The organism is Vibrio sp. SSH13-20, from assembly GCF_040104475.1.
Classification (GTDB): Bacteria; Pseudomonadota; Gammaproteobacteria; order Enterobacterales; family Vibrionaceae; genus Vibrio; species Vibrio harveyi.
In genome coordinates, this window is record NZ_JBECOU010000009.1 from 26,498 (window position 1) to 41,448 (window position 14,951).

16 protein-coding genes are annotated in these 14,951 nt (G+C 45.2%); 1 reads left to right on the plus strand and 15 read right to left on the minus strand.

The features are described from left to right. Position 1: 1 nt before the first annotated feature. Entirely contained in the window at positions 2–1,078 is a 1,077-nt protein-coding gene (alr, locus tag ABMY42_RS22415) for an alanine racemase (RefSeq protein WP_005451522.1), read from the minus strand. Between the two features lie 13 nt (positions 1,079–1,091). Then, the gene (locus ABMY42_RS22420) at positions 1,092–2,492 is read right to left on the minus strand and encodes a replicative DNA helicase (protein WP_349266821.1); all 1,401 of its coding nucleotides are present in this window, start codon (positions 2,490–2,492) and stop codon (positions 1,092–1,094) included. Positions 2,493–2,812: 320 nt separating this feature from the next. Between ABMY42_RS22420 and ABMY42_RS22425 the strand changes: the two genes are divergently transcribed. After that, complete coding sequence (locus ABMY42_RS22425) at positions 2,813–3,577, plus strand: DUF481 domain-containing protein (RefSeq protein WP_009697565.1); 765 nt, start codon at positions 2,813–2,815, stop codon at positions 3,575–3,577. Positions 3,578–3,655: 78 nt separating this feature from the next. On the opposite strand, the gene rplI is transcribed toward ABMY42_RS22425, so the two are convergent. The 13 genes from rplI to pilM form a co-directional block, all read right to left on the minus strand. After that, a complete protein-coding gene (rplI, locus tag ABMY42_RS22430) occupies positions 3,656–4,108 on the minus strand; it encodes a 50S ribosomal protein L9 (RefSeq protein ID WP_005451518.1) in 453 nt (150 codons plus the stop codon). A 32-nt stretch (positions 4,109–4,140) separates the two neighbouring features. Beyond that, positions 4,141–4,368 (minus strand): 30S ribosomal protein S18, encoded by a 228-nt coding sequence (gene rpsR, locus ABMY42_RS22435; RefSeq protein WP_000090472.1) that lies wholly within the window; start codon positions 4,366–4,368, stop codon positions 4,141–4,143. A gap of 288 nt (positions 4,369–4,656) precedes the next feature. Then, complete coding sequence (gene rpsF / locus ABMY42_RS22440) at positions 4,657–5,037, minus strand: 30S ribosomal protein S6 (protein WP_005451516.1); 381 nt, start codon at positions 5,035–5,037, stop codon at positions 4,657–4,659. Between the two features lie 257 nt (positions 5,038–5,294). Next, positions 5,295–5,966, minus strand: coding sequence for a ribulose-phosphate 3-epimerase (gene rpe, locus ABMY42_RS22445; protein WP_005451514.1), 672 nt, complete (start codon positions 5,964–5,966; stop codon positions 5,295–5,297). Between the two features lie 99 nt (positions 5,967–6,065). Further along, the gene (locus tag ABMY42_RS22450) at positions 6,066–6,905 is read right to left on the minus strand and encodes a Dam family site-specific DNA-(adenine-N6)-methyltransferase (protein ID WP_005451513.1); all 840 of its coding nucleotides are present in this window, start codon (positions 6,903–6,905) and stop codon (positions 6,066–6,068) included. A gap of 69 nt (positions 6,906–6,974) precedes the next feature. Then, positions 6,975–8,477 (minus strand): AAA family ATPase, encoded by a 1,503-nt coding sequence (locus ABMY42_RS22455; protein WP_349266822.1) that lies wholly within the window; start codon positions 8,475–8,477, stop codon positions 6,975–6,977. Positions 8,478–8,530: 53 nt separating this feature from the next. Next, positions 8,531–9,631 (minus strand): 3-dehydroquinate synthase, encoded by a 1,101-nt coding sequence (gene aroB, locus ABMY42_RS22460; protein WP_349266823.1) that lies wholly within the window; start codon positions 9,629–9,631, stop codon positions 8,531–8,533. 31 nt (positions 9,632–9,662) lie between these two features. Then, positions 9,663–10,181 (minus strand): shikimate kinase AroK, encoded by a 519-nt coding sequence (gene aroK, locus ABMY42_RS22465; RefSeq protein WP_005451507.1) that lies wholly within the window; start codon positions 10,179–10,181, stop codon positions 9,663–9,665. Between the two features lie 189 nt (positions 10,182–10,370). Continuing rightward, complete coding sequence (locus ABMY42_RS22470; protein WP_005451505.1) at positions 10,371–12,122, minus strand: type IV pilus secretin PilQ family protein; 1,752 nt, start codon at positions 12,120–12,122, stop codon at positions 10,371–10,373. 34 nt (positions 12,123–12,156) lie between these two features. Then, positions 12,157–12,672, minus strand: a complete 516-nt coding sequence (locus ABMY42_RS22475) for a pilus assembly protein PilP (RefSeq protein WP_005451501.1) — start codon at positions 12,670–12,672, stop codon at positions 12,157–12,159. Further along, positions 12,662–13,255, minus strand: a complete 594-nt coding sequence (gene pilO / locus ABMY42_RS22480) for a type 4a pilus biogenesis protein PilO (RefSeq protein WP_005451500.1) — start codon at positions 13,253–13,255, stop codon at positions 12,662–12,664. The genes ABMY42_RS22475 and pilO overlap by 11 nt, the downstream gene beginning before the upstream one ends. Further along, positions 13,248–13,823, minus strand: coding sequence for a PilN domain-containing protein (locus ABMY42_RS22485; protein ID WP_005451499.1), 576 nt, complete (start codon positions 13,821–13,823; stop codon positions 13,248–13,250). The genes pilO and ABMY42_RS22485 overlap by 8 nt, the downstream gene beginning before the upstream one ends. Beyond that, positions 13,807–14,823 (minus strand): type IV pilus assembly protein PilM, encoded by a 1,017-nt coding sequence (gene pilM, locus ABMY42_RS22490; protein ID WP_026138410.1) that lies wholly within the window; start codon positions 14,821–14,823, stop codon positions 13,807–13,809. The genes ABMY42_RS22485 and pilM overlap by 17 nt, the downstream gene beginning before the upstream one ends. Positions 14,824–14,951 lie beyond the last annotated feature (128 nt).

The following is a 14,951-nucleotide window of genomic DNA, read 5'->3' on the forward strand; positions in this document are numbered from 1 at the left end:
GTTACTTCGAATATTCCATTTCGACGCGAGAAGTCAGTTTAGTTACCAATTCATAAGCGATAGTGCCGATGTGACTCGCCACTTCTTCTACTGGTAAATCCATACCCCACAAAATAGCTTCGTCGCTTACTTTATCAGTCGCGTCTGGACCTAAATCGACCGTCAGCATATCCATAGAAACGCGACCTGCAATTGGTACTTTGCGTCCGTTAACAAGAACTGGCGTACCATTCGGTGCTGTTCGTGGATAACCATCTCCGTACCCAACAGCAATGACACCGACTTTAGTATCTCGCTCACTGGTCCACATGCCACCATAGCCGACACTTTCACCTTTCTTCACTTCACGTACCGCGATTAAGTGCGATTTCAGTGTCATGACGGGTTTATAGCCCATGTCTTGTGCCGTTTTATCATCAAATGGAGACACGCCGTACATGATGATTCCAGGACGAACCCAGTCTAACTGGCTTTGCGGCCAAGCAAGTAAGCCTGCTGACGCCGCTAAAGAGCGCTCTCCTTGACAGCCTGCGGTAAGCGACATAAATAAGTCGATCTGCTCTGTCGTAATACTATTACCTAGCTCATCGGCACAGCCAAAGTGACTCATGTAACGTAGCGGTTTCGCCACGTTTGGACACTCTTTAAGGCGTGTGATGAATTCATCGTACTGCTCTGGACGCACACCAAGTCGGTGCATGCCACTATCGATTTTGAGCCAAACGACAACTGGCGTTTCAAGCTCTGCTTGCTCCAACGCAGTCAACTGCTCTTCACAGTGGACGACCGTTTGAATGTTATTCGTCACCAATACAGGCAAATCACCTGGCGAGTAAAAACCTTCAAGTAAAAGAATCGGCTTTACTACGCCACAAGCGCGTAACTGAAGGGCTTCTTCGATACGAGCAACACCAAAAGCATCCGCATGAGTAGCGTGTTTAGCTACATGACGAAGACCATGACCGTAGCCATTCGCCTTCACCACGGCCATCACTTTGCTGTCTGGTGCTTGTTCTTTTACTCGCTGTAAGTTGTGCTGCAGTGCTGACAAGTCAATGCATGCCATCGCGGCTTTCATGTAGCTCATTGCATTACTCATCATCAATATCAAATGCTGGACCCGCGTAGTTATCAAAGCGCGAGTGTTGACCTTGGAATGTTAAGCGAACCGAACCGATAGGACCGTTACGTTGCTTACCAATAATGATTTCTGCCGTGCCTTTGTATGGGCTGTCAGGATGGTAAACCTCGTCACGGTAAATGAACATGATCAAGTCGGCATCCTGCTCGATAGAGCCCGATTCACGCAAGTCTGAGTTAACCGGACGTTTATCTGCGCGTTGCTCTAGGGAACGGTTTAGCTGTGATAGCGCAACGACAGGCACATTCAACTCTTTCGCCAACGCTTTAAGTGAGCGCGAGATTTCCGCGATTTCCAAGGTACGGTTATCCGAAAGAGCAGGCACACGCATTAGCTGAAGGTAGTCGACCATGATCATGGACAAACCACCATGCTCACGAGCGATACGACGAGCACGAGATCGCACTTCGGTTGGCGTTAGACCCGAACTGTCATCAATGTACATGTTCTTCTTGTCCATAAGAATGCCCATGGTAGAAGAAATTCGCGCCCAATCTTCATCATCTAGCTGACCAGTACGAATCTTCGTTTGGTCAACACGAGATAAGGACGCCAACATACGCATCATCAGCTGTTCAGCAGGCATCTCTAACGAGAAGATAAGTACAGGTTTGTCTTGGCTCATCGCCGCGTTTTCACACAAGTTCATCGCAAAGGTAGTTTTACCCATCGATGGACGCGCCGCCACGATAACCAAATCCGAACCTTGTAGACCTGCCGTTTTATTGTTGAGGTCATTAAAGCCGGTCGTTACCCCCGTCACACCGTCTTGCGGGGTTTTATATAGAATCTCAATTCGCTCTAGTGTTTTCTCCAGAATGTTATCCACGTTTTGTGGACCTTCATTCTCGCTAGTGCGTGATTCTGCAATGGCGAAAACTTTACTCTCCGCCATATCAATTAAGTCTTCTGAGCTTCGACCTTGAGGATCGTAACCAGCATCAGCGATTTCGTTCGCGACACCAATCAAACCGCGTACAATCGCGCGCTCCGCGACAATATCAGCGTACGCGTTAATGTTCGCCGCACTTGGGGTGTTTTTGGCAAGATCAGCAAGGTAGGCAAAACCACCCACGTCTTCCAATTGTTCGTGACGCTCTAGGTGTTCAGATAACGTGATCAAGTCGAGAGGCTTACCATCTTCAAGAATGGTTTTAACCCCTTCAAAAATCAGGCGATGGGGACGACTATAGAAATCACTACTTACAACACGTTCGGCTACGGTGTCCCAACGTTCATTGTCTAGTAATAGACCGCCAATTACTGATTGCTCAGCTTCTAGCGAGTGAGGTGGCACCTTGAGTGCTTCGACCTGACTGTCTGAAGGTTTGCGATTTCTGTTTTCCGCCATGACTTTGCTCGATAACTACTAATGACCCAAGATTATAACCTTAAACTTAGCTAAGATGCTTCCCTCATGAGACAATTACTTGTTAAGAATTCCACAAGTGAAGAACTAAAAAGTGGCTTTTTATAGTGCGAATTTGTTCGATTACGATAGAATCTCATCAATCCGTACTGAAGCATATTGTTTGTAAAGTTTAACGCCTTCATAAAGGTGTCTAACAAGGTTCTACCACTTAGGTCTAATAAAAATTAACCTATCATTGACCCAATAAAACATCTGTATCAGTATCATGCCCCTCCTTTTTATTTACGTTCGAGGTTTTTGTGTCCCGATACTGGTTACTTGGCTTTAGCTTACTTTGCACAGGAGCATCGTACGCTGAAGAATCAGTGAAGCCAGAGCAAGAAATTGAAGTGCCCGATCCTCTAAAAACTGAGGTCGAGTTCGGCTATCAAGCTCACACAGGTAACACGGACTCTCGTTCCCTGAATGCTCGTCTGAGTGCTGAATACACTTCTGGTCGCCACCGTTCTAATGGCGAATGGAAGTACTACAACCTTTACAAAGATGGCGAAGAAGACAAGCGCTCTTCGACCTATAGCGCACAAACCGACTACAAGTTAGGTCCAAAGACATACTTGTATGGCAGTTTTAAAGGGGTTGATTCACGCTACAGTGCTTACTTTAAAGACTACACTCTTTCTGGCGGTCTGGGTTACCAGTTCGCTTATACTGAAAACTTCACCCTTGAGGCAGAAATTGGTCCTGGTTTTCGCTACCAAGAGCCAAATTTAGATGAGATTGATGATGATGACATCGTCTTTCCAGATATCGTTCAAGAAGGGATCTTGCGTGGTAACATCAATACCACGTGGCATGCACTTGATAACTTGAGCCTTTCTGCAGATATCACGTTAGTGAGTGGTAGAAGTAACACGCGTGTCGACAGTGATCTTAGTGTTACCAATGACATTACCGAAGACATTGCTCTTAAATTAGCGCACTCTCGCCAATATCACGATAAAGTGCCAGAGGGCTTGAGCAAGGCGGATAGTGTTTTTTCCGTCAACCTTTTGTTTGCCTTCTAACTCCCGCTTTTCATCATATTCAGACATAAAAAAAGCACCTCCGAGGAGGTGCTTTTTACTATTTCGCTTGGTACTGAATTACTCAGCAGCAACAACTTGTAGGTTGATTGTAGCGAAAACTTCAGAGTGAAGTTGAACGCTGATCTCGAACTCACCAGTGTTACGTAGAGCACCTTCAGGAAGGCGAACTTCGCTCTTAGCAACTTCAACGCCTGCAGCTGTGATAGCTTCAGCGATGTCACGAGTACCGATAGAACCGAATAGTTTGCCTTCGTCACCAGCTTTAGAAGCAAGAACAACTGCTTCTAGAGCGTTAACTTTCTCAGCACGTGCTTCAGCAGCAGCTAGTTGCTCAGCAACTTTAGCTTCTAGTTCAGCGCGACGAGCTTCGAACATTTCAACGTTGCCTTTAGTCGCCATAACTGCTTTACCTTGAGGGATAAGGAAGTTACGTGCGTAGCCAGATTTAACGTTTACTGTGTCGCCAAGACCACCTAGGTTACCGATTTTATCAAGTAGAATAACTTGCATTGCTTAATCCTCTTTCTTAATAAAACGACCGATTACTGATGCTTATCAGTGTACGGTAGTAGAGCTAGGTAGCGTGAACGCTTGATAGCGCGAGCTAGTTGACGTTGGTATTTAGCGCTTGTACCAGTGATACGGCTAGGAACGATTTTACCAGCTTCAGTGATGTAGTTTTTAAGAGTTGCTACGTCTTTGTAATCAATCTCTTGTACGCCTTCTGCAGTGAAACGGCAGAATTTACGACGACGGAAGAAACGAGCCATGGGCTATCTCCTGATCTTAAATTTGAGTAATGTTGTCGGCGATAACACTAACTTCCTAAATCTTTCGATTGGAGTGACAAGTGATAAGCTCACTTATCTTAATGCTACTGCCTTGTACTAAATCTGAGTGAATACTTGTGACCTAAGCCCAGTGACGACTACCTGTCTAAATCTGCAGAGTAAAACTCTATCCGAAACCAACAGTGTCTTATTATCAATAGGCTTAATTACGAATGGGCAATTTGGCAATGAAGCCAAGTAGCACCATCCGGATGGTCAAAAGAAAAATTACTCAGCAGCTGCTTCTGGCTTAGCTTCAGCACGCTCTTCGCGACGAGGAGCACGCTCTTCTTTCTGCTTAAGCATGATAGATTGCTCAGTGATAGCCGCTTTAGTACGCATGATCATGTTACGTAGAACTGCATCGTTGAAACGGAAAGCAGTTTCTAGCTCATCGATTACAGCTTGGTCAGCTTCAACGTTCATTAGAACGTAGTGAGCTTTGTGAAGCTTGTTGATTGGGTAAGCCAGTTGACGGCGACCCCAGTCTTCTAGACGGTGGATTTTACCGCCAGCTTCAGTGATTGAACCAGTGTAACGCTCGATCATGCCAGCAACTTGCTCGCTTTGATCTGGGTGCACCATGAATACGATTTCGTAATGACGCATTGGTTGCTCCTTACGGATTATTCAGCTTCCACAAATGGCTCAGTCGTCCAGAGGAAGCAAGGAACTAAAGAAAATTGACTGAGTTTTAAGGAGCACGAATAGTACAGAAAGGACGCAAAATAGGCAAGTGATTATTTGCACACCGCGATGGATATTTTTTCTCGGTTCGCACTAGAAACAACAAAGGCTGCCGGTACGGTGGCAGCCTTTCAAATCATAGCGTTAACGCGCTAGTTTAAGAGCGTGTTTATCCGCGCTTATTTTGCTTCTGCAAGCTCAGCGCGCATTTTATCGATCACTTGCTTGTAATCTGGCTCACTGAAAATCGCAGAGCCCGCAACAAACATATCTGCGCCCGCTTCTGCGATTTCACGAATGTTGTCCACCTTCACACCACCATCGATTTCTAGGCGAATATCACGACCAGACTCATCAATCATCTTACGCACTGCGCGCAGTTTATCTAATGTGTGAGGAATGAATGATTGGCCACCAAAACCTGGGTTAACTGACATCAGTAGGATCAAGTCAACTTTATCCATAATGAACTCAAGATGAGCAAGTGGAGTTGCTGGGTTTAGAACCACGCCAGCTTTACAGCCGTGCTCTTTGATTAGTTGAAGCGTACGGTCTACGTGCTCAGATGCCTCAACGTGGAAAGTAATCATTGATGCACCTGCTTTCGCGAAATCAGGAATGATGCGATCGACTGGCTTCACCATTAGGTGTACATCAATTGGAGCTGTGATGCCGTAATCACGTAGCGCTTTACACACTGGAGCACCAAAAGTCAGGTTTGGTACATAGTGGTTATCCATAACGTCGAAGTGCACCACATCCGCACCCGCTGCGAGAACTTTCTCTACGTCTTCACCGAGACGAGCAAAATCAGCCGATAAAATGGATGGAGCAATTAGAAAATCTTTCATACCTGACCTCAGTAGTGGCGAGCAAACAGCAAACAATTTGCGCGCAATTCTACCGAAGCCAGTGGGGAGATCCACTATTTCAATGCAATAGTGTGAGAATTAAGAGTCAGATTTGTCCGCGTCAGGTGCACGAAATAGCGCCAGCAACTCGTCAACTTTATTACGGCCACTGCCATTACGACTGATGGTTCGCTTCACTTTTACGACATTAAGCTCCGCACCATGATAAAGGCGACGCGTTAATGTCGTGTCATGGTTTGAGATCAGAACAGGGATACCACGTTCAGTTGCGGCTTTCTCTGCAATATCAGCCAATGCAGCTTGATCATCCAGCGTAAAGCCGTTGCCAGCATAAGAGGTAAAGTTCGCCGTGTTCGACAACGGTGCGTACGGTGGATCGCAATAAACCACGCTGCCTTTACGCGCTCGACTGAACGTTTCTGGGTAACCTTCACATACGAACGTCGCTTTCTTTGCTTTTTCAGCAAAGAATTCTAGCTCCGCTTCTGGGAAATAAGGCTTTTTGTAAGAACCAAACGGGACATTAAAGCCGCCTTTTTTGTTATAACGACATAAGCCATTAAAGCCAAAGCGGTTCATGTATAGGAACGCCAACGAGCGGTACATCACGTCATCCGTTTTATTAAACTCGGCGCGAATATTCAAGTACGCTTCTTTGCGATTGTTCTCTGCAACAAACCAGCGCTTCGCTTCTGAGATGTACTCTTCAGGACGCTCTTTTAGTAAGTTATAGAGATTAATCAGGTCGGGGTTGATATCCGCCAGTAGATAGTGGTCATAGTCGGTATTTAGAAAAACCGAGCCAGCACCAACAAAAGGTTCAACTAGCTTTCGAGCCGGTGGTAAATGACGTTGGATGTCTTCAACCAGACCGTATTTGCCTCCTGCCCACTTAAGAAAGGCTCGTTGCTTTTTCATCTACTGCTCTATCTATCGACCAAAAATTAAGGCTGCGGAATGTAACATATTTTTCAACGAAGCTCAGGATTATTTCACGCGATCAATTTCTCGATGTACTTGACCCAGTGATTTTGCCCATGGACTCACCGATTTAAGTGCATCTGGCAAGCTTTCAACAGCGTCTCGCGCCAGCTGAATCGTAGGGTAATCTTGGTAAGTGATAATGTACCACTCTGTTCCGCTACGAACGGTTGGATAAATTCTCACCTGACCATTTAAGTCGTACTTATCAAGGAACGCTTGTACATCCTCCATCGCCGTCATTGCCCCCAACTGTAAAGTGTAAGCACGAGGCGATAGTGCTTTCAGCTCTTCTCGAGCAAAAGAGAACTTCACTATCGGTTTTCCAGACGTCGCTTTCTCTGCTTCAGGCTGCTGACCGGTTTGAACCACATTGATCAATGAGGAATTTGATGCGCTTTTCGCTTGAGGGATCGATTCTTCGACAACCGTTTCAATGTTAGTGGTATCGGCTGCTTCAGGCTTGCCTTCTAGAAGTGCGTCAACGACATCCGACTCAATCACAACGCGTTGCTGCTTATCTTCGCTGCCGACACTCGCTACTTCACTCGTTACCGCTGGAGGAAGAGCATCTGAATCATCCGTAGCGTCTGTCAGGTTAGTATCATCCGAAGGCTCTGAGCCATCATCCATCGATGAATCTGCACGACTGATTTGAGCCTCTGGCTCGTTTAGAGTTGGAATGGCAGTTTGCTCAATGACTCCAGTGATTTGCTGCGCTTTATCATCAGGGCTTGGTTGATTATACATCCACCAATATCCACCAGCCGCCAACAAAAGTAATACCAGCACAACGAGTGCAATGTTAAGGGGCGAACCGACAATTGAGCGGATAATGATCCTTTTTTCCACTTTCATCTCTCCTAAAGCCATGATGTCACCCGGTACCGGGTCAACTTTCTTGAATGCATCTCGAACGCGTTTTTCAGAGTCATCATCGACATATCGAATCACTAGCGACTCAAAAAAGCGACGAGCTTCAACTTCTGACAGCATATCAATATCGAGTTCAACTGGCTTGTACTCTTGTCCGTAGCTAATACGCGACAATACTGACTCTAAACACCCAGTTTGCGTGAACAGTAAGACGTTGATTTTCCAATTTGGATTGGCTTGCGCAGCAAGCACTAGCATCCATAGCTCTGAAACTAGGTTTTCACTCAACAAATGCGCATCATCGACCACGATGGCAATATCGCACGTGTCATCACCTAAGATTCTCTCCAAGCTATCGAGCAAAGTATCTTGCTGATTGAACAACGCATCCGAGACGATCTGACTCAAGATAAGCATGCGACGCTGCACATCATCTTGATTTGAATGACAAAGTAACAAACATTGATTTTTGTTACTGGCACCGAGCTCAAGGTATCGCTGTGCCAACCAAGATTTTCCGTACCCGGCTTGACCATTAACAGCGATCAGATTAGACGCAAAGTTAGTTAATAAGCCTAATCGGTCTAATAACTCGGTTTGTGAATCCAATTCAAGAACGTGAGCGAAACTCATCTAAATAACCTTAATAAACTACAAGAATGACGCCCCAAGGCGCCATTACAAGGTTAAATGTCTCGACCGAAGTCGATAGCTTGTTTGATTATGTCTTGCGGCGTATCAGCAATGACTTCGGCACTACCAATACCCGTAGGTAAAACTAAGCGTAATCGACCAGACAATACTTTTTTGTCGCGCATCATGTGCGTCATGAAGTCATCAAAAGTCATGCTATCTGGCGTATGCACTGGCAGTTTTGCTCGGCGCATAATGGAAATGATGCGATCAAGCTGCTCTTGCGAAATTAATCCACGCAAATGAGATGTTTTCGCCGCCATAATCGTACCCGAAGATACCGCTTCACCGTGTAGCCAGTTACCATAGCCAAGTTCAGCTTCAATGGCATGGCCAAAGGTATGACCCAGGTTCAACAGCGCTCGAATGCCCGACTCTTTCTCATCTTGAGCAACCACTTCCGCTTTGATTTCACAACAACGTGCAATAGCGTAAGTTAGCGCCTCTTCGTCAAGTGCATACAATCGTTCTAGATTCTCGTCTAGCCAATCGAAAAAAGCAGTATCGTAAATGATGCCGTATTTGATCACTTCTGCAATACCCGCTGCAAACTCGCGTTCTGGCAGTGTCGATAGGCAGTTGGTATCGATGATAACGGCTTTAGGTTGGTAGAAGGCACCAATCATGTTTTTGCCCAGCGGATGGTTAACTGCGGTTTTACCACCAACTGATGAATCCACTTGAGACAATAATGTGGTTGGGATTTGAATGAAATCAACACCACGTTGGTAACACGCCGAAGCAAAACCTACCAAGTCGCCAATAACACCACCACCTAACGCAATAATCACCACATCACGAGCATAACTTCCCTCTAGCAGGAAGTTCATGACTTGATTAAATACGTCTAAGCTTTTGTATTGTTCGCCATCTGGCAATTCAAGCAGGGATGCATCACAACCGAGCTGTTTTAGTTGGCTAAGAATTTTATCCGCATACAGAGGCGCGACCGTAACATTACTGATCACAACCACTTTCTGGTTTACGTTTTTGCTTGAAAGAATTTGAGAAAGGTACGCCGGGTCTTCAAATAACCCGGCGCCAATTGAGATTGGGTAGCTACGCTCTGCTAGATTGACCGTAATCCGTTCCATCGGTGTGCTCCAATTTGAAAAAGATAAATGCTTATCTCTCTTCTAGCATTTTTACGATCTGGTTGGCTACCACTTTTGCACTCTGATCGTCAGTACGAACTGTGTAATCCGCTACTTCTTCGTATAGAGGGTTACGTTCGCCTGCCAAACTTTCCAACACTTCACGAGGGTTTTCAGTTTGAAGTAGAGGACGCTTCTTGTCGCGGTTTGTACGCGCAAGTTGCTTTTCAATAGTTGTTTCTAGGTAAACAACAACACCACGTGCTGAAAGACGGTTACGGTTTTCTTTGCTCTTAACAGAACCACCGCCTGTTGCTAGCACGATGCCTTGCTCTTGAGTTAGGTCTTCAAGTACCGCTTCTTCGCGCTTACGGAAGCCTTCTTCGCCTTCTACATCAAAAACCCAAGCAATGTCTGCACCAGTGCGTTCTTCGATCACTGTATCAGAGTCTACGAACTCCATATGCAGTTGCTGTGCTAGATGTCTACCAATTGTACTTTTGCCGGCACCCATTGGGCCAACAAGGAAAATATTACGTTTCTCAGCCATATTTAGCGATAATTTACAACGTTAATTCAATAAGATCGCCACAAGAAACACACAGCCAAACTGCTGTTCTACAAGGCTTGTGGCACCAATTCCTCACAGATAATTCGTGATAAGACCCGAAATTATCCAAGCATGGTGCCACTAATGCAACTTTATTTTTGATCTAATCGATTTTTTACTCGCTGAGTCTTACTGAATCACCACTTTAGGCGTAACAAAAATCAGCAACTCACTTTTACCGACATTTTCGTAACTTCGACGGAAAAGTGCCCCTAACAGCGGTAAATCACCTAATAAAGGTACCTTATCGACGGAGTTTGTAATGCTATGTTGGAAAATACCACCAAGCACAACCGTCTCACCATTATTCACCAATACTTGAGTGCCAATACGCTGAGTATCAATCGCAACTGCCTCACCGGTACCAGTTTTTACCACTTGACCCGGTCTATCTTGCGTAACACTCAAATCCAGCACCAAACGGTTATCAGGCGTGATCTGCGGTGTCACTTTTAAGCTCAGCACCGCTTTTTTGAACGTTACGGATGTCGCACCGCTGGAAGAGGATTCTAGGTAAGGAATTTCAGTACCTTGTTCAATATAAGCTGGCTTCTTATTGGTAGTAATTAAACGCGGACTAGAAATGATTTCTGCTTTTGATTCTTGTTGCAACGCAGACAACTCCAAATCCAACAAAGTATCAGACCCTAGTTTCGCAACTTGGAAAGCAATACTGGTTGCATTCGGGCTGGTTGCAGCAAGGTTAACGTTCAGGAAGTCATCAATACCAACACTGCCGCCACCGTCTTCACCATCGCCGTCGCCACCGCCGCCATCGTAGAGACCAATAGTTGCAAGGTTGTTCTCGATCGATCCACCAACCGTATGACTACCATTAATCGATGTGAAGCCCCAGCGAACGCCAAGTTCATCCATGTTACCTTCATTGATAGTCACGATACGTGCTTCAATCTGAACTTGTTTTACTGGAATATCTAATGATTCAATGATTTCACGAATTACTTGAATATTCTCTGGCAACTCACGGATCAATAATGAGTTAGTACGCTCATCAATCGTCATGCTGCCACGATCAGAAAGCATACTAATGTTACCTTCACCGTTAATCATCTCTGCAATATCCGATGCTTTCGCAAAATTCACTTTGATAATTTCAGAAGAAAGTTCACCCATTTCTTGTTCAAGCTTTTGTTTTTCTAGTTGTTGCTTCTCGCGCAGATCGAGCTCATCCTTCGGAGCAACCAATATAACGTTACCATCTACACGCTTATCCAAGCCTTTGACTTGAAGGATGATATCCAGCACTTGTTGCCAAGGTACACCGTCCAAACGCAAGGTCAGGTTCCCTTCAACTGAGTCTGAAACCACAAGGTTAAACTGGTTGTAATCAGCAATAAGCTGCAGCACATTTCGCACCGGAATATCTTGGAAGTTAATCGAAATCAACTTGCCTTCTTTTTCCAGAATACTTTTGTCTGGCGCTTTTTCGTTGGCTTTGAGCTTACCAACCTTCACCTCAAGGTAACGTCCTGTGAGGCGATAGTCATGGGTATAATCTTCATCAATGTAAGCGACCAAACGCGTCGTAGAGGTATCGCGGAAAACCTCAACACTCTCTACCACTGTAGAGAAGTCTTTTACATCAAGTAGATAAAGCTGATCGTCTTTAACTGACGTATTGAGCAAGTCGATACTTAAACCTTCTTGCACACGCTTGATATCAACAATAGCAGCTGGCGATGCAAGCTCTACGACGATAACCGCGTCTTTATCTTTATTAGTACGGAAGTCAATGCTCTTAAGCGAGTTAGACTTTACTTCTTCCGCTGCGACTAAAGGGGCTAAAAGTAGAAACAACCATAAAGAGAAGAGCCCTGTTAGCTTCCTTGGTGTCAGTGTTAATCCTTGTCTCATTTTCATCATTACTCAATATCAAAAATAAATGCAGCTATGCCTATCTCAAAGCCAACTTAACTTTGCGTTTTTGCCAACAGCCCAAACCGTCTGGCAAGGTTTCATTAATCAATAAATAGTTGTGGGATACATGGGTAACCTTGCCATTGTTGCGTCCGAGGTATTGACCTGGTTTTACTTTGTAAACAGTGCCATTCGGAGCCTGAACCAACCCAGAAACACTGCTGCCGATACCCATCACCCCCTTCAAGCGCAGTTGCGCAAGAGGAAACCTTTCCAATTTGCCAGTTCGCTTTCTTGAAGGAGGTTGCCAGCAGTCTTTTCTTGCAACAGGTTGAGTCGCAATCGTTGCCTCTTTTGGCAATTCGAAAGGTGCACGCAATATTTCGGGTTCGTAATTAACGACAACATACTCTTCAACAGGCTGCAGTTTGGTGACATCACGGCGAGCTTGGTTCTCCACGTCACGAATAAATTCCGTCAGTGATTCATCATTGGCTTGGCAGGCAGTCAAAACGCCAGCAATACACACCATCAGCAAAGATTTACTTCTCATCTTTCTTCACCTCTGGTTTGAACTGGTAAGTGTTTGCTTTCACACGAAAGTGCAGAGTTTCACTCTCTTGGCTGACACGCTGCCAAGTCACGTCTTTAAAAGTGATGATGCGTGGCAACGTCGCAATCGCTTGGGAGAAACGACCGATATCATGAAAATCCCCTGTCAACTCAATGTCGAGCGGTAAACGATAAAGGAAGTGTTCTGATTGCTTATCACCCCAGTCGATTCGGGTGAACGTCAACTTATTATCAATTCCGAGTTCATTCACCGAAGCCAACATGGTTGCCAGCTCTTTCTGTGCAGGCAGTTGTTGCAGTAGCAATTCGTATCGAGTAGTAAGCTCATCAAGTTGCGATTGCAATTGAGGCAAAGCAGCGACTTTGTTCGCTTTGATCCGTAACGCAACTTTTAAGGTTTGTTCTTCTTGAATAAGGTTATTCAGCTGTTCTTGCTCTGGCTTTAAATAAAACCAATAACCAAGGCCTTGAATCAGCACAACTAACAACAAGATCACTACTATCTGAGGCACCAATGGCCACTCAGCGATCTCATCCATTTCTAGATCTTGCCAATTAACCATGTTGGTTACCTCCTTTCACCGAGGCGTCTTTGAACATGAAGGAAACTTTGAAAGTCTGAAACTCTTTCCCAAAACGCGCTTTACCATGAACGATAGAATGCATGTCGACATCTAGCAGCTTGGCTGAACGCTCCATGTTGTCGAGCATGGTGGCCAAGCGAGGTGTACTATCAGAGATACCCGAGATTTCAATTTCATAATCATTCATTTTGATCTTATCGACGTAGACTCCTTCAGGGATCACCGACGGCATCAGGTTCATGAACTCCGTGGTCTTATTACGCCCATTTTGCAAACCTTCAACGATCTTTAACCTCTCCAAGATCTTGCTGTGCTCTTGTTCAGCAATCTTCATCGCTTCGATTCGTTTATCAAGCTGGGAGATATAGTGCGCCAAATAATCAAGGCGCTGCTGTTGTTGATCCTGCTGATATTGATAGAACTTACCAATGCCCCATTGCACGCCCAACGCAACAATCACCCCCAAGACGATCAAACTGAGAAAGCGGCGGCGGTGTTCTTCACGTTGATTCTCACGCCACGCAAGGAGGTTAATGTGATACAGCATGTTTGCCTCCTAGCCATTGAATACCTCTAACCGCTAAGCCCGCAGCCGCAGTAAAATGCTGCCAATCTGCTGCACGGCGTTTGCGTTTCGATACTTTCATCTCGAATAGACCGAGCGGATTAAGCAACTCACACTCCAATGCCAACTGACTTGAAAGTTCTTCTGCTAACATTGGCGTAGCTGCACCTTCACCAGACAACCAAATGCCTTTGATGTCTTGACTACCATTAATCGAGGTATAGAGCTGAATCTGGCGCTTTACACGATCAACGATTTGTCGATTAAACTGCTCAGTAGCAACTTGCGTGTCTTCAGCAAGAGGGTCTTGCTGAAATAGATCATTTGAAGTTCGCGTGCCGTAAGGAAATTCCTTGTGGAACAATTCACTCTGCTCTGTAAACATGGTGAAAGAGCTGCTCAATGCACTGATATCCAACAAGCAATACTTGCTCTTTTCAGGGAAGCGCTCGACAGCCAGTTTCCATATATGCCCTAAACTTTGTGAATGCACGTCCACCAGCACGGTTTTCAAGCCTGACTTTTGCAGAGCATCGACGCGAGTTTCAACGACATCTTTGCGAGTCGCGAATACTTGATAACTGTCTGTTCCACGCATCTGCTCATCGGCATCAAGCTTTACAAAATCAAGACTGAGCTCTTCAACAGGAAATGGGGATTGATGCGAGAAAGCTTGCACCACGGCAAACTCTTTCTCACTCTCCTCCAAGTTCTGCTCAATTTGCAGCTTCTTGCTGATCACGGCATTATCAGGAACAGAAATTGCGACCCGTCGAGCCCAAAATGGTAGCTCTTTTCTTATCTCTTTAAGGGTCTTTACAATTTCTTGATGATTTATGGTGTTATTTTCAGCGACAATACCTTCCTTAAGTATTATTTCTTTGTAACCCAATAAGGCGTAACTGTTGCCATTGGGTTTAAGTACCACGGCTTTGAGGCTGTTATGGCCAATATCTATGCCCGTAACTAATAGCTTATCCATCTCTACTCTCGCTCCGAAATTCCTGCGTGCTTATGTAGTTAGCGCACAGAGAATTTTCTTCGTGCAAAGGTTGTTATTAGCACCCAAATAGGAGTTAATACCTCTTATGTGCTAAATTTTTGACCTAA

Bases quoted from the DNA above. Each gene is read 5' to 3' on its own strand.
- aroB (WP_349266823.1), bottom strand. From the start codon at position 9,631: ATGGAACGGATTACGGTCAATCTAGCAGAGCGTAGCTACCCAATCTCA.
- alr (WP_005451522.1), bottom strand. From the start codon at position 1,078: ATGAAAGCCGCGATGGCATGCATTGACTTGTCAGCACTGCAGCACAAC.
- aroK (WP_005451507.1), bottom strand. From the start codon at position 10,181: ATGGCTGAGAAACGTAATATTTTCCTTGTTGGCCCAATGGGTGCCGGC.
- rpsF (WP_005451516.1), bottom strand. From the start codon at position 5,037: ATGCGTCATTACGAAATCGTATTCATGGTGCACCCAGATCAAAGCGAG.
- ABMY42_RS22455 (WP_349266822.1), bottom strand. From the start codon at position 8,477: ATGAGTTTCGCTCACGTTCTTGAATTGGATTCACAAACCGAGTTATTA.
- rpe (WP_005451514.1), bottom strand. From the start codon at position 5,966: ATGAAAGATTTTCTAATTGCTCCATCCATTTTATCGGCTGATTTTGCT.
- ABMY42_RS22470 (WP_005451505.1), bottom strand. From the start codon at position 12,122: ATGAAAATGAGACAAGGATTAACACTGACACCAAGGAAGCTAACAGGG.
- rpsR (WP_000090472.1), bottom strand. From the start codon at position 4,368: ATGGCTCGTTTCTTCCGTCGTCGTAAATTCTGCCGTTTCACTGCAGAA.
- ABMY42_RS22485 (WP_005451499.1), bottom strand. From the start codon at position 13,823: ATGCTGTATCACATTAACCTCCTTGCGTGGCGTGAGAATCAACGTGAA.
- pilM (WP_026138410.1), bottom strand. From the start codon at position 14,823: ATGGATAAGCTATTAGTTACGGGCATAGATATTGGCCATAACAGCCTC.
- pilO (WP_005451500.1), bottom strand. From the start codon at position 13,255: ATGGTTAATTGGCAAGATCTAGAAATGGATGAGATCGCTGAGTGGCCA.
- ABMY42_RS22420 (WP_349266821.1), bottom strand. From the start codon at position 2,492: ATGGCGGAAAACAGAAATCGCAAACCTTCAGACAGTCAGGTCGAAGCA.
- rplI (WP_005451518.1), bottom strand. From the start codon at position 4,108: ATGCAAGTTATTCTACTTGATAAAATCGGTAACCTAGGTGGTCTTGGC.
- ABMY42_RS22450 (WP_005451513.1), bottom strand. From the start codon at position 6,905: ATGAAAAAGCAACGAGCCTTTCTTAAGTGGGCAGGAGGCAAATACGGT.
- ABMY42_RS22475 (WP_005451501.1), bottom strand. From the start codon at position 12,672: ATGAGAAGTAAATCTTTGCTGATGGTGTGTATTGCTGGCGTTTTGACT.